We start from the raw sequence: 13,493 nt of genomic DNA, 5'->3' as shown, positions 1-13,493 counted from the left end.
GCTGCAGGTTAGGTCCTGGCACCTTGACCCTGCCCAACCGAAACGGACAGCCGCTATGCAGGAACAGACAATCGACCCGACGCGAAGCGTGGCTGCGGATGCGCCTATCCCGCCCGCCGGGCCGCTGGTATCCCAGCTTGGCACCTTCGCCCACGGCCAGGCGTGGCCGCCGCATGTGCACGATCAGGCGCACCTGATGTACACGGTCAACGGCGTGCTGGAGGTCACCACCCACGAAGGGGTCTGGTACGTTCCGCCCAAGCAGGCGATCTGGATTCCGCCCCGCGTCGAGCACCAGGCGCGGGCCAACGGCGAGGCCACCCTGCAGGTGGTGATCATCGAATTGCCGAGCGGCCTGCCCTGCCCCGAGGCGGCCACCCGCATGGTGCTCATCTCGCCGCTGCTGCGCGAATTGCTGCGTTGCCTGCGACGCGGCGGTACCTCCTATGGCGAGGCCGAGCTGGGCAGCCATGTGCGGGCGCTGATGCTGGCGGAACTGGTGTTTCTCGAAGAGACGGCCCTGCACCTGCCGGCGCTGGCCGATCGCCGGCTGCAGACCATCCAGACCACGCTGCACGCCGATCCGGCCAACGATACGGCCCTGGCGACCTGGGCGCAGCAGTTGCACCTCTGCTCGCGCAGCCTGGCCCGACTGTTCCTCAAGGAAACCGGCACCAGCTTTTCCACCTGGCGCCAGCACACCCGGCTGATGCTGGCCCTGCCGCGGCTGGCCGCCGGCGAGCCGGTGACCCGGGTGGCCCTGGATCTCGGCTACGCCTCGCCCTCGGCCTTTACCCGGATGTTTCGCCGGGTGCTGGGAGTGTCGCCGAGCGAGTACCTCGACGCCCAGGGCTGAAACTGGACGAGGGTAAGAGCCTGCTCAAAGGCTCGCGAGCCAGAGCCAAACAACGCCTAGGCGACCCACGAAGAGGCCTGAGGAAGCGGATCGGACCCGCGCTCGGGTTTACCGATGGTAAATGAGCATGGCGACGGGGCCGCCCAGGCGGGGCTGGCCTTCCAGGGGCTTTTCAACGCCGTTCGACCGACGCGCAGCAGCCTTTGAACAGGCTCTTAAGGTCCGCCGACGGCGAAGTTGGGCAAGCTGTCCACCGCCTGGGCGAAGCGGAAGGGAATGGATTCGACCGCCTCGCCGGTGTTGCGCTGGACCACGAAGTGCAGGTGCGGCCCGGTGCTGCGCCCGGTGTTGCCTGAAGCGGCCAGGGCCTGGCCGGTGCGTACCCACTGACCCTCGGTGACCTTGATCGAACCGCGCTGCAAGTGCAGGTAGACGCTCATGGTGCCGTCGTCGTGGAGGATGCGCACGAAGTTGCCGGAGGGGTGGTTGCCGCGACCGTCCTGGGCGTTCTCCACCTCCACCACCTGGCCGGCGCGCGAGACCACGATGGGCGTGCCCTCGGGCATGGCGATGTCCACCGCATAGCGACTCTTGGGCGTGTTGTGGCTGAAACCACCGCCGGCGCCCTGGCTGACGTTGAAGGGCCCGCCCAGCCAGGGCAGCGGATAGGCGAAACCGGAGGCGAAGACTGGGGTGACACTGCCCATCAGGGTGGTGAGCTGGGGGGTGTAGCGCTGCGGACGACTGGGATCCGGCGCGATCAGGGTCGCCAGGCGGGTCAGGCTGCGCGCCGGCAGGACCTTGCGGATCGGCGCCTCGCCCACCCCGCTGACATTCTGCAGCGCCGACAGGCGCAGGGTGACGGTCACCGGCAGAAAGCTGTCGTTGCGCACCTCCAGCACCGTGCCGCCGGCATAGTGCCGCGGCTGCAACTTGACCCGCTGGTCCAGCCGCTCGATGGGGTCGTCGCTGAAGGTCATCACCTTGGCGCCCTTCTGCGCCTTGTCGGTGTAGGTGACCACGCCATTGGCATCGACGTACTTGTAGATGGGCGCCGCCAGGGCGGGACCCGCAAGGGTCAACGACAGCAGCAGCAGGTGACGGGCAAGGGGCATGGGCAGGGCGTCAGAAATCCGCGATACCTGAGCGCGAAGCAGTCTCCGTGCCAGCCCCCTCATGGCGTCGCCCTCTTCAGGCGCCCGGCACGTAGTGCCGCTGGGCGGTGCCCTTGGCGATCAGCCGCGACAGGTAGTCGAGCTTGGCCGGGTCCCGGTCGATGAAGCGGAAGTTGACCTGCACCCACTCGCTGGCCGGCGTCGCTTCCAGCGCGGCGAGGGAATGCAGATAGCCGTTGAGGCGCGCCACGTCGTTGCCGTCTTCGCCCTGCTCCAGGTCGAGCACGGCGGTTTCCAGGATCTGCGGCAGCGGATCGCCGCGGCGGACCACCAGCAGGGCCTCCTTGAGGCTGATGGCCTTGATCAGGCAGGCCATGCTGGCGTTGGGCAGGCGCAGCTGGCCCTGGCCGAAATTGGCGGCCGCCTTGCCGCGGGCAGGTGCCGGCGGCGCGGCGCCGGTGAGCAGAGCGGCACTGGAGGAAGCGACTGGCGCCGCGACCGGTGCGGCGGCGGGCTGGACCACATCGCTGCGGCCGGCGGTCAGGGCGCCGAGGGAGTCATTGGCGAAGCCGGTGGCCGGACGCGGCTGGGCGCCGGCCTGCAACTCGGCGAGCTTGCCGGTGCGCTGCAGGGCCTTCTTGACCTTGGCCGCCAGTTGCTCGTTGGAGAAGGGCTTGCCCATGTAGTCGGACACGCCGGCCTGGATGGCCTGGACGACGTTTTCCTTGTCGCCGCGGCTGGTGACCATGATGAAGGGCACGCCCTGGTGGTCCGGCTGGGCACGAAACCAGGACAGCAACTCCAGACCGGTCATGCCGGGCATTTCCCAGTCGCAGAGGATGAGGTCGAAACGCTGCTTGCCGAGCATCGTCTGGGCGCGGCGACCATCGGCCGCCTCGTCCACCACGAGCCCGGGAAACAGATTGCGCAGACCCTTCTTGATCAGATCGCGAATGAAGGGCGCATCATCCACCACCAGTACGTTCAACTTGCTCATCGGTCACTCCATGCCAAGTCTTCCAGCATAGCAGGCGGCTCCGCAGCGCCACCCGGGGAGTGACCGGGCGGATCATTCGCGCGACCGATTGACCTCTTCGGCCATGCGCTTGAGGCCCATGTGCCGTACGTCGGTGCCCTGGACCAGGTAGATCACCAGCTCGGCGATGTTGCGGGCGTGGTCACCGACCCGCTCCAGAGAGCGCAGTACCCAGATGATGCTCAGCACCCGCGAGATGGAGCGCGGATCTTCCATCATGTAGGTAGCCAGTTCGCGCAGCGCGGACTTGTATTCACGGTCGATCAGCTTGTCGTACTGGGCCACCGAGAGGGCCAGCTCGGCGTCGAAGCGGGCGAAGGCGTCCAGCGCCTGATGGACCATCTTGCGCACCTGCTCGCCGATGTGGCGGACCTCGACGTAGCCGCGCGGGGCCTCGCCGTCCTCGGTCAGCTCGATGGCGCGGCGGGCGATCTTGGAGGCTTCGTCGCCGATGCGCTCCAGGTCGATCACCGACTTGGAGATGCTGATGATCAGGCGCAGGTCGGAGGCCGCCGGCTGACGACGGGCGAGGATGCGCAGGCATTCCTCGTCGATGCCGCGTTCCATGATGTCGATCTGGTCATCGATGGTGCGTACCTGGCGCGCCAGGCCGGCATCGGCATCGATCACCGCGCGCACGGCGTCGCTGACCTGCTTTTCCACCAGACCGCCCATGGCCAGCAGGTGACTGCGGACCTCTTCCAGTTCGACGTTGTATTGCTGGGAGATGTGCTGCGTGTGGCCTTCTTTGTTGATCATGCTGTCAGTCCTGCCTGAGAGGATCGAGTCGCCGGGTGGGGCACCGGCCTGCCTGGAACTAGCCGTAGCGGCCGGTGATGTAGTCTTCGGTCTGCCGCTTCGCGGGATTGGTGAAGAGGGTGTCGGTGTCGCCGTGTTCGACCAACTGGCCCAAGTACATGAAGGCGGTGTAGTCGGACACCCGCGCCGCCTGCTGCATGTTGTGGGTGACGATGACGATGGTGTAGCGCTGTTTCAGTTCATGGATCAGCTCTTCCACCTTGAGGGTGGAGATGGGATCCAGCGCCGAGCAGGGTTCGTCGAGCAGGAGCACATCGGGTTGCACGGCGATTGTGCGGGCGATCACCAGGCGCTGCTGCTGGCCACCCGAGAGGCCCAGGGCCGACTCGTGCAGGCGATCCTTGACCTCGTCCCACAGCGCCGCGCCGTGCAGCGCCCACTCCACCGCTTCGTCGAGCACCCGCTTCTGCTTGATGCCCTGGATGCGCAGGCCGTAGACCACGTTCTCGTAGATGCTCTTGGGAAAGGGATTGGGCTTCTGGAACACCATGCCCACCCGCCGCCGCAGCTCGGCGATCTCGGTGCCGCGGGCATAGATGTTCTGCCCATCGAGCAGGATCTCGCCGTCGATGCGGCAGTCTTCCACCAGGTCGTTCAGGCGATTGAAGCAGCGCAGCAGGGTCGACTTGCCGCAGCCGCTGGGGCCGATGAAGGCGGTGACGCGCTGGCGCGGGATCTCCAGGGCGATGTCCTGCAAGACCTGCTTCTTGCCGTAGAACAGATTGAGCCGCGGCACCGACAGGGCCACGCCACCTTCGCTCGCCGCAGGCTGGGCGCTGGCCGCGTAGGCGGCGGCGGTTCTGAAGATGGAGGAATCGGAAGGCATGGGGTCTCCTCGGCCGCGGGCGCTAGTCTTCCAGCAGCCGGTACTTTTCGCGCAGCCGGTTGCGCAGGAACACGGCGGACAGGTTCAGCCCGGCGATCACCAGCACCAGCAGCAGGGCGGTGGCGTAGACCAGCGGGCGGGCGGCTTCCACGTTGGGGCTCTGGAAGCCGACGTCATAGATGTGGAAGCCCAGGTGCATGATCTTCTGATCCAGGTGCAGATAGGGATAGTTGCCGTCCAGCGGCAGCGAAGGCGCCAGCTTGACCACCCCCACCAGCATCAGCGGCGCCACCTCGCCGGCGGCGCGGGCCACGGCAAGGATGAGCCCGGTCATCAGCGCCGGGCTGGCCAGCGGCAGCACCACCTTCCACAGGGTCTCGGCCTGGGTCGCGCCCAGCGCCAGGGAGCCCTCGCGGATGCTGCGGGGAATGCGCGCCAGGCCCTCTTCGGTGGCGACGATCACCACCGGCACGGCGAGGATCGCCAGGGTCAGCGAGGCCCACAGCAGCCCCGGGGTGCCAAAGGTCGGCGTGGGCAGGCTGGCCTGGAAGAACAGCTGGTCCAGCGAGCCGCCCAGCACATAGACGAAGAAGCCCAGGCCAAAGACGCCATAGACGATGGCCGGCACCCCGGCGAGGTTGTTGACCGCGATGCGGATGGTACGGGTCAGCGGGCCCTGGCGGGCGTACTCGCGCAGGTAGATGGCGGCGATGACGCCAAAGGGGGTGACGATCACCGCCATCAGCAGGGTCATCATCACGGTGCCGAAGATGGCCGGGAAGACCCCGCCCTCGGTATTGGCCTCGCGCGGATCGGCGCTGAGGAATTCCCACAGCTTGCTGCCATAGAAGCCGAGCTTGGCGCCCAGGCCCATGGCGTTGGGCTGATAGGCGCGCACGATGCGGGCGAGATTGAGTTCCAGGGTGCGGCCCTCGACGTCGCGCAGCACCACGCTGTCGCGGCGACGCTCCTGGCGCAGGCTGGCCAACTGGTCTTCCAGCTCGCCGTAACGGGCTTCGAGCTCGGCGCGGCGGGCGGCGAGGTCGGCCTGGGCGGCGGCGTCGAGACGCCCGTCCAGCTCCAGGCCGCGGCCCTCCAGGCGCAGCCGCTCCAGGGCATGATTGACGCCGCCGATGTCCTGCTTTTCCAGGCGCTCCAGGCGCTCGCTCAGGTCGCGGGCGCGCAGCAGGCGGCGCTGCAGTTCGGGCACCGCCGCGGCGCCCTTGGCCACCTGGCGTCCCTCTTCGCGCACTTCCAGCGCATAGCCGTAGAAGTTGCCCCATTCGCGGCGCTCCAGCACCAGGGCGTCGGCCGGGGTCTGGCGATCCTGCAGCCAGTCGCCGACCAGCCAGACGAAGTCGCTGCCATAGAGATCGCGATTGCCCAGCTTGAAGAGTTCGCGGGTCAGGGTTTCGCCACTGTCCGGCGGCAGGGCTATCCCGGCGCTGCGCAGCCGCTCGGCCGGGATCGTCTCCTGTTCCACCACCTGGCCCAGCACCAGGCGCGCTTCCAGGCCCGGCGGCGTGTAGCGCGCCTGCACCACCTCGGCCGGCCAGAAATGCGCCAGGCCGCGCACGGCGAGGATGCCGATCAGCCCCAGGGTCATGAGCACGGCGATGGCCACGGCGCCGCCGCTGAGCCAGACCCCGGGCGCGCCGCCACGCAGCCAGACGCCCAGGGAGCGCCGCTGTCCAACGCCCTGCCGCTGCGGCGCGCCGGTGCTAGAGGGCCGCATAGTTTTTCCTCAGCCGCTGGCGGATCAGTTCGGCCAGGGTGTTCATCAGGAAGGTGAAGCTGAGCAGCACCAGCGCGGCCAGGAACAGCAGCCGGTAATGGGTGCCGCCCACCTCGGATTCCGGCATCTCCACGGCGATGTTGGCCGCCAGGGTGCGCATGCCCTCAAACAGATTGGCATCCATGATCGGGGTGTTGCCGGTGGCCATGAGCACGATCATGGTCTCGCCGACGGCGCGGCCCAGGCCGATCATCAACGCCGAGAAGATGCCCGGACTGGCGGTGAGCAGCACCACCCGCGTCAGGGTCTGCCAGGGGGTGGCGCCCAGCGCCAGGGAGCCCAGGGTCAGGCTGCGTGGCACGCTGTAGATGGCATCCTCGGCGATGGAGAAGATGTTGGGGATGACGGCGAAGCCCATGGCCAGCCCGATGATCAGGGCGTTGCGCTGGTCATAGGCGATGCCCAGCTCCTGGCTCAGCCAGAGGCGCAGGTCGCCGGCGAACAGCAGCCCTTCCAGCGAGGGGCTGAGCCATAGCGCCAGGGCGGTGGTCAGCAGCACCACCGGCAACAGCAGCAGGCTTTCCCAGCCTTCCGGGATCCGCTCGCGTAGCGTGAGCGGCAGGCGCGACCAGCCAAAGCCCGCGGCGAGGATGGCCAGCGGCAGGAGCAACAGCAGGCTGAACAGCCCCGGCAGGTGATTTTCCACGAAGGGGGCGAGGAACAGTCCGGCGAAGAAGCCGAGGATCACCGTGGGCAGGGCCTCCATCAGCTCGATGACCGGCTTGACCGTGCGCCTCATGCGCGGCGCCATGAAGTAGGCGGTATAGATCGCTGCGGCAATGGCCAGGGGCGCGGCGAACAGCATCGCGTAGAAGGCCGCCTTGAGGGTGCCGAAGGTCAGCGGCGCCAGGCTCAGCTTGGGTTCGAAGTCCGCGGTGGCGGCGCTGGACTGCCAGACCCGCGCCGGTGCTTCGTAATTCTCGTACCAGACCTTGCCCCAGAGCGCCGACCAGGAGACTTCCGGGTGCGGATTATCCAGGCGGAAGCCGAGCAGCCGACCGTTCTCTTCCAGCAGCAGCCGGTCGGCGCGCGGCGACAGCGCCAGCACCCCGGCGGCGGGGGCGAGCTGCTCACGCAGCAGGGTGCGCCCGGCGGTGCTGTGGAAGACCCCGAGTTCACCGGCGGCATCCAGCGCGACGAAGCCTTTGCGCCGCTGCTCGGGCACCAGCTGGACGATGGGCGCCGTGCCTAGTTGGAAATCGCGGATATGCCTCAGCACCGGTTCGCCATCCTGGCCGCGGACCATGAACCACTGACTGACGCCACCCTTGGCGGTACCCACCAGCAGCGATACGCCGCCCAGCAGCTGGGCGCTGGCGGTGACCTCGTTGTCGGCGGCATCGAGCAGCTTGTAGTGGCCGTTGAGACTGCCGTCATGCAGGTCGAAGACATCCGCCTGGGCGCGGCCATTGAGGGTATAGAGCCAGCGGCCGCGAGGATCGAGGTGAATGGCCTTGACTGCGGCATTGAGCGGCCCGAGTGTGATCGAGGTGCGGACCGGCGTGGCCTGGTCGCCGGTCACCGGAGTCGCCAACCCGCCGAGACGCAGCGCCGTCACCCGGTTGCCCTGGGCCCCGGCCAGCACCAGCAGGCCCTCGTCGCCAGCGATGGCGACCCGCTCCAGGGCCGCGCGCGGCGCGCCCAGGTCCAGGGGCTCGCGCCCGTAGGGGAAGTCCAATTCAGGGGTGATGACCCGCTCGCCCTGGGGATAGCGGGAAACATAGCGCTTGTGCGCCACCAGCACGCGACCATCGGACAGACCCAGGGCGATCAGCCCACGGGGGGCATCCTGGGCCTGGCTGCTGATGGTGACGCCAGGCGGCAACGGCAGGCGCTCGCGGATGACCGGCTGGCCGTCGGCCAGGGTAAAGAACGTCGCTTCGCCGCCCTGGGAGAGGTGCAGGCCGAGGCGATTCTGTTCGTCGACACCCAACAGCAGCGGCGTCCCAGCCGTTGCCAGCCAAGCGGGTTGCGACAGCGGCTCGGCTTCGAGACTGGCACCGCGTAGCAACGGCAGCACCACATAGGCCAGATAGAAGAAGATCAGGGTGATGGTGGCCAGCACGGCCAGGCCGCCGGCCAGCACCGAGCCCCGTACCAGTCGATCCTGCAGCGCCCGCCAACGTCGCCGCCGGCGCAGAGCAGGCGTGTTGAAGTCCAGCCGAGCAGGGCCGCGAGGATCAGGCGGGGACGGAGGTACCGGGGATTTCATGGCGCAGAGCCTAATCACGTCGTGTGACAGAAAGGTTACAGCGAATGGGCGGCCAGGGGCGCCCCGCCCAGTGCGGGCGTTGAGCGCCGGCCGCTCAGTAACCCAGCGTCTTCAGCGCCTGCTGCACCACGGGGGCCGGTAGGGGAATATAGCCGTCCTTGAGCACGGCCTCCTGACCGTTGCGCGAGAGGATCAGGCGCAGGAATTCCCCTTCCAGGGGATTGAGCGGGCGGTTCGGCGCCTTGTTGACATAGACGTAGAGATAACGCGCCAGCGGATAGCGCCCGGACAGGGTGTTTTCCTGGTTGTCCTCGACGTAGTCGGTGGTGCCTTGCCGGGCCAGCGCCAGGGTGTGGACACTGGCGGTCTGGTAGCCGATACCGGAGTAGCCGATGCCACCCAGCGACTGGCTGATGGCCTGGACCACCGAGGCCGAGCCGGGCTGCTCGTTGACGTTGGCACGGAAGTCGCCACGGCACAGCGCCGCTTCCTTGAAGTAGCCGTAGGTGCCCGATACCGCGTTGCGGCCGAATCTCTGGATTGGGCGCTTGGCCCAGTCACCGGTCAGGCCCAGGTCGCCCCAGGTCTTGATCTCGTGCGGACCGCCGCACAGCCGGGTGCTGGAAAAGATCGCATCGACCTGTTCCAGGGTCAGCTGCCGCAGGGGATTGTCCTTGTTGACGAAGATCGCCAGGGCATCGATGGCCACCGGCACCGCGGTGGGCGGGTAGCCGAAGCGCTGCTCGAAGGCCTGGAGTTCGGCGTCCTTCATCTTGCGACTCATGGGGCCGATGCTGGCGGTGCCTTCGGTGAGCGCTGGCGGCGCGGTGGACGAGCCGGCCGCCTGGATCTGGATATTGAGATTGGGATACTGGCGCTTGTAGCTCTCGGCCCAGAGCGTCACCAGGTTGGCCAGGGTGTCGGAGCCCACGCTCGACAGATTGCCGGAGATTCCGCTCACCTTCTGGTAGTCGGGGATGGCCGGGTCGACGCCCTCGGCCCGAGCGGTCGTGCCACCTAGCGCCAGGGCGAGCGCCACAGCGGTCAGCGGACCTTTGATGTCCATACCGGATTCCTCGCGGGGATGGGAGACGGGCCTGGGCCGGCGACGCTCAGACGCGACCTGGCACTTTAGCCGGGCATTGTGACGGATTTATGAGAGACCGCCAGCCAAGGTGGCGGGTTCGACTAGGCTGCAAGAGGACCTGCGCTGCACCACCCTGGCGCAGGCCTGGCCTCCGGACCTGCCCTGATCGCTCTCGCTGGCGGCCTTGATGGACCGGACCAACATTTGCACAGCTAAGCATTCATCTCAGTGCAGAGGAACGCACCATGGCCCAGGCTCTTCCGACGTCCTCCACCCCGGCCGCTCAGGCAACCACCGCCCCGCCCTCGCGCGCCAAGCTGATTGCCGCAGCCAGCCTCGGCAACGGCCTGGAGATGTTCGACTTCACCGTCTTCAGCTTTTTCGCCGCCATCATCGGCCAGCTCTATTTCCCCTCGGACACCCCCTATGGCTCCTTGCTGATGGCGGTCGGGGTCTTTGGCGTCGGCTTCGTCATGCGGCCGCTGGGCAGTATGGTGCTGGGCGCCTATGCCGATCGCCACGGGCGCAAACAGGCCATGCTGCTGACCATTTCGCTGATGGGCCTGGGCAGCGCCCTGATCGCCTTTACCCCGACCCATGCCCAGATCGGCATCACCGCGCCGCTGATCCTGCTCGTGGGGCGCCTGCTGCAGGGCTTTTCCGCGGGCGGCGAGATCGGCGCCGCCACCACCCTGCTGCTGGAGTCGGCCAGCCCCGGCCGGCGCGGCTTCCATGTCAGCTGGCAGGTGATCAGCCAGGGCGGCAGTGCCCTGCTCGGCGCCGGTCTGGGCGCCCTGCTCACCCGCAGCCTGTCCGAGGCCGAGCTGCATGCCTGGGGCTGGCGCATCCCCTTCCTGGTCGGCCTGCTGATCATTCCGGTCGGCCTCTATATCCGCCGTCAGGTGGACGAGACCTGGAGCGGCGCCGGCACGGTCGAGGGCGGTCCGGTGCGCGCCTTCCTGCGCGAGCATCCGCGGCGCTTCGGCCTGGGCCTGCTGATCGTGATGTCGGCGACCCTGCTGACCTACCTGATGCAGTTCTACATGCCCACCTACATGACCCGCATCGTCGGCCTGCCGGCCACCAGCGCCTACCTGGCCGGGGTGGCCTCTAGCGCCGTGCAGATGGCCGCCGCCCTGGCCGCCGGGCTGCTGCTGGATCGCTTCGGGCGCTACAAGCCGGTGGCCCTGGTCAGCCTGGCGGTGGCCCTGCTGGGCATCTACCCGGCCTTCGTCTGGCTGAATGACCCCACCACTCAGGGCCTGGCCTTCGCCGCCCGCTTCGTGGTGATCACCGCCATGAGCGTCAACATGACCGCCGGGCTGCTGCTGATCCTCGCCGGCCTGCCGCGGCCGGTGCGCGCCACGGGACTGGCCATGACCTACGCCCTGGCGGTGACCCTGTTCGGCGGCACCGCCCAGTTCATCGCCACCTGGCTGATTGAGGCCACCGGCAGCCCGCTCGCCCCGGCTTGGTACCTGATCGTCATGCTGCTGATAGGATGGCTGGCACTGCTGAGCTATCCCGAACGCCACCTGGATTGAGAGAGATCGCCATGAGCCTTGCCACTGCTGCGGATCAAGACGCCACCGCCCGTCATATCGCCGGCTACCTACCGGAAATGGTCGCCCTGCGCCGCGACATCCACCGCCATCCCGAACTGGGTTACCAGGAACAGCGCACCAGCGACCTGGTGGCCGCCGCCCTCGCGGGCTGGGGCTACGAAGTCCATCGCGGCCTGGGCGGCACTGGGGTGGTCGGCACCCTGCGCGCCGGCAGCGGCAGCAAGGTGCTGGGCATCCGCGCCGACATGGACGCCCTGCCGATCCTGGAAACCACCGGGCTCGACTACGCCAGCCAGCACCCGGGCCGCATGCATGCCTGCGGTCACGACGGCCACACCACCACCCTGCTCACCGCCGCCCGCTGCCTGGCCGAAACCCGCGCCTTCGACGGCACCCTGCACCTGATCTTCCAGCCGGCCGAGGAAGGCCTGGGCGGCGCCCTGAAGATGATGCAGGACGGCCTCTTCGAGCTGTTCCCCTGCGACCAGGTGTTCGGCCTGCACAACATGCCCGGCGTGCCCACCGGCAAGTTCTGCTTTGTCGACGGCGCCGCCATGGCCTCGTCCGACACCGCCCTGCTGCGCATCCGCGGCCAGGGCGGCCATGGCGCGGTGCCGGACAAGGCGGTCGATCCCATCGTCGCCAGCGCGGCCACGGTGATGGCGCTGCAGACCGTGGTCTCGCGCAACGTGGCGCCGCTGGATACGGCGGTGATCACCGTGGGCAGCATCCACGGCGGCGAGGCGTCCAACGTCATTCCCGACGCGGTGGAGATGAAGCTGACCATCCGCGCCTTCCAGGACAGCACCCGCGACCTGCTGGAGCAGCGCATCGGCGCCCTGGTGCGCGCCCAGGCGGAAAGCTTTGGCGCCACCGCCGAACTGGACTACCAGCGCGGCTATCCGGTGCTGGTCAACCACGACGGTCCCACCGCCTTCGCCCGCCAGGTGGCGGTCGAGCACTTCGGCGCCGACGCCCTGCATCCCTTCGCGCCCATCCCGGCCAGCGAGGACTTCGCCTACATGCTGCAGCAGGTACCCGGTTGCTACCTGTTCGTCGGCAACGGCCCCAGTGCCAACCTGCACAACGCGGCCTACGACTTCAACGACGCCCTGCTGCCGGTCGGCGCGCGCTACTGGGTCAAGCTGACCGAGGCCTTCCTCACCGCCTGAGACCCCGCCCCGCCGGCCCCCTCACCCAGGGTGCCGGCGACGGATTCTTCACGCGCGGGCCGCTAGACTGCCCGGTCATCGTTCAGCCACAGAGAGATCGCCATGCGTCGTGTTCCGCGCCTGGGCTGGCGCCAGGGTCTGGCGCTGGGCGTCGCCGTGCTGGCCGCAGGCTTCGCCTATCCGGCCTGGCGGCATTTCCATCCGGTCAGTGCGGCCGAGGGCTGGCGCTATCGGGAATTCGCCGCCGACATCCCCATGGTCAGCGCCCTGGCCCTGGATGCCGATGGCAGCCTGTTCGTGACCCAGGAATTTTCCAGTCGCCGCGGCAGTCTGCTGCGGCTGCTGCCCACGGGCGAGCGCCAGCCGGTGCTGGGCGAGCTGTCCAAGCCCGATGGTCTGGTCATGTTCCAGGGCGGTCTGGTGGTCAGCCAGGAAGGCGGGCCGCTGCCGGTGTTTCTCCTGCGCGACGGGCACCGCGACGCCCTGTTCGACGGTAACGATGTCGAGGGCATCGCCACCGATGGCCGGACCCTCTATGCCATCGAGGACCTGCCGCGCGGTCGCCTGCTCAGCTACGACCTGCTGCAACGCCGCCTGGCGGTGCTGCGCGAGGGCCTGGAAGAAGGCGAAGGGGTGGCGCGCTGCCCGGATGGCCGGCTGTTCTATACCGAAAAGGCCAAGGGGTGGGTCAAGCAGTGGCAACCCGGGGGTGCAGACACCCTGGTCGCCACGGGCCTCGACGCCCCCGGTTTCGTGCAGTGCTCGGCCGACGGCCTGTGGATCACCGAAGACGCCACCCACGGCGCCCGGGTGCTGCTGGTGCAGCCCGACGGCCGACTGGTCACGGTGCTCTCGCACCTACGCTCGGCGCAGACCCTGATCCCTCGCGGCGACGGCCATTATCTGGTCGCCGAGCAGGGGCGCAACCGCATCCTGGAATTGTCGCGAGAAGCCGGAGCCGCTCGCTAAGAGTCTGCTCATAATCTGCTGCGCGTCGGCCAAACCACGTT

General features: G+C 68.2%; 11 protein-coding genes. 4 read left to right on the top strand and 7 right to left on the bottom strand.

All coding sequences use genetic code 11. The annotated features are described in order from the left end of the window. Window positions 1–55: 55 nt before the first annotated feature. On the top strand, window positions 56–856 hold the full coding sequence (locus NRG74_RS18185; protein WP_026083646.1) for a helix-turn-helix transcriptional regulator: 801 nt from the start codon (window positions 56–58) through the stop codon (window positions 854–856). Window positions 857–1,071: 215 nt separating this feature from the next. Here the strand turns inward: NRG74_RS18185 and NRG74_RS18180 are convergent, their stop codons facing one another. From NRG74_RS18180 to NRG74_RS18150, 7 genes are all read right to left on the bottom strand, one after another. Continuing rightward, window positions 1,072–1,971 (bottom strand): peptidoglycan DD-metalloendopeptidase family protein, encoded by a 900-nt coding sequence (locus tag NRG74_RS18180; RefSeq protein ID WP_017639285.1) that lies wholly within the window; start codon window positions 1,969–1,971, stop codon window positions 1,072–1,074. 76 nt (window positions 1,972–2,047) lie between these two features. Then, complete coding sequence (locus NRG74_RS18175; RefSeq protein WP_017639284.1) at window positions 2,048–2,968, bottom strand: response regulator; 921 nt, start codon at window positions 2,966–2,968, stop codon at window positions 2,048–2,050. 72 nt (window positions 2,969–3,040) lie between these two features. Continuing rightward, a complete protein-coding gene (gene phoU / locus NRG74_RS18170; protein ID WP_007161478.1) occupies window positions 3,041–3,766 on the bottom strand; it encodes a phosphate signaling complex protein PhoU in 726 nt (241 codons plus the stop codon). A gap of 58 nt (window positions 3,767–3,824) precedes the next feature. Beyond that, window positions 3,825–4,652 carry a phosphate ABC transporter ATP-binding protein PstB gene (gene pstB, locus NRG74_RS18165; protein WP_017639283.1) on the bottom strand — a complete coding sequence of 276 codons (828 nt, stop codon included), beginning with the start codon at window positions 4,650–4,652 and terminating at the stop codon, window positions 3,825–3,827. 22 nt (window positions 4,653–4,674) lie between these two features. Next, entirely contained in the window at window positions 4,675–6,387 is a 1,713-nt protein-coding gene (gene pstA, locus NRG74_RS18160) for a phosphate ABC transporter permease PstA (protein ID WP_257704990.1), read from the bottom strand. After that, window positions 6,374–8,659 (bottom strand): ABC transporter permease subunit, encoded by a 2,286-nt coding sequence (locus NRG74_RS18155; protein ID WP_257704989.1) that lies wholly within the window; start codon window positions 8,657–8,659, stop codon window positions 6,374–6,376. The genes pstA and NRG74_RS18155 overlap by 14 nt, the downstream gene beginning before the upstream one ends. A gap of 94 nt (window positions 8,660–8,753) precedes the next feature. Next, window positions 8,754–9,725, bottom strand: coding sequence for a PstS family phosphate ABC transporter substrate-binding protein (locus NRG74_RS18150; RefSeq protein ID WP_257704988.1), 972 nt, complete (start codon window positions 9,723–9,725; stop codon window positions 8,754–8,756). A gap of 266 nt (window positions 9,726–9,991) precedes the next feature. On the opposite strand from NRG74_RS18150, the gene NRG74_RS18145 reads away from it, so the two are divergent. The 3 genes from NRG74_RS18145 (at window position 9,992) to NRG74_RS18135 (ending at window position 13,452) form a co-directional block, all read left to right on the top strand. Continuing rightward, on the top strand, window positions 9,992–11,290 hold the full coding sequence (locus NRG74_RS18145; protein WP_257704987.1) for an MFS transporter: 1,299 nt from the start codon (window positions 9,992–9,994) through the stop codon (window positions 11,288–11,290). 11 nt (window positions 11,291–11,301) lie between these two features. Further along, a complete protein-coding gene (locus NRG74_RS18140) occupies window positions 11,302–12,483 on the top strand; it encodes a M20 aminoacylase family protein (protein ID WP_017639278.1) in 1,182 nt (393 codons plus the stop codon). A 102-nt stretch (window positions 12,484–12,585) separates the two neighbouring features. After that, window positions 12,586–13,452 (top strand): hypothetical protein, encoded by an 867-nt coding sequence (locus NRG74_RS18135; RefSeq protein WP_257704986.1) that lies wholly within the window; start codon window positions 12,586–12,588, stop codon window positions 13,450–13,452. The last annotated feature ends 41 nt before the right edge of the window (window positions 13,453–13,493 follow it).

Origin of the sequence: Pseudomonas oryzihabitans (assembly GCF_024652905.1) — a bacterium.
GTDB lineage: Bacteria > Pseudomonadota > Gammaproteobacteria > Pseudomonadales > Pseudomonadaceae > Chryseomonas > Chryseomonas benzopyrenica.
The sequence above is the reverse complement of the archived record's forward strand: the minus strand, read 5'-3'. Positions and strand labels throughout refer to the sequence as shown.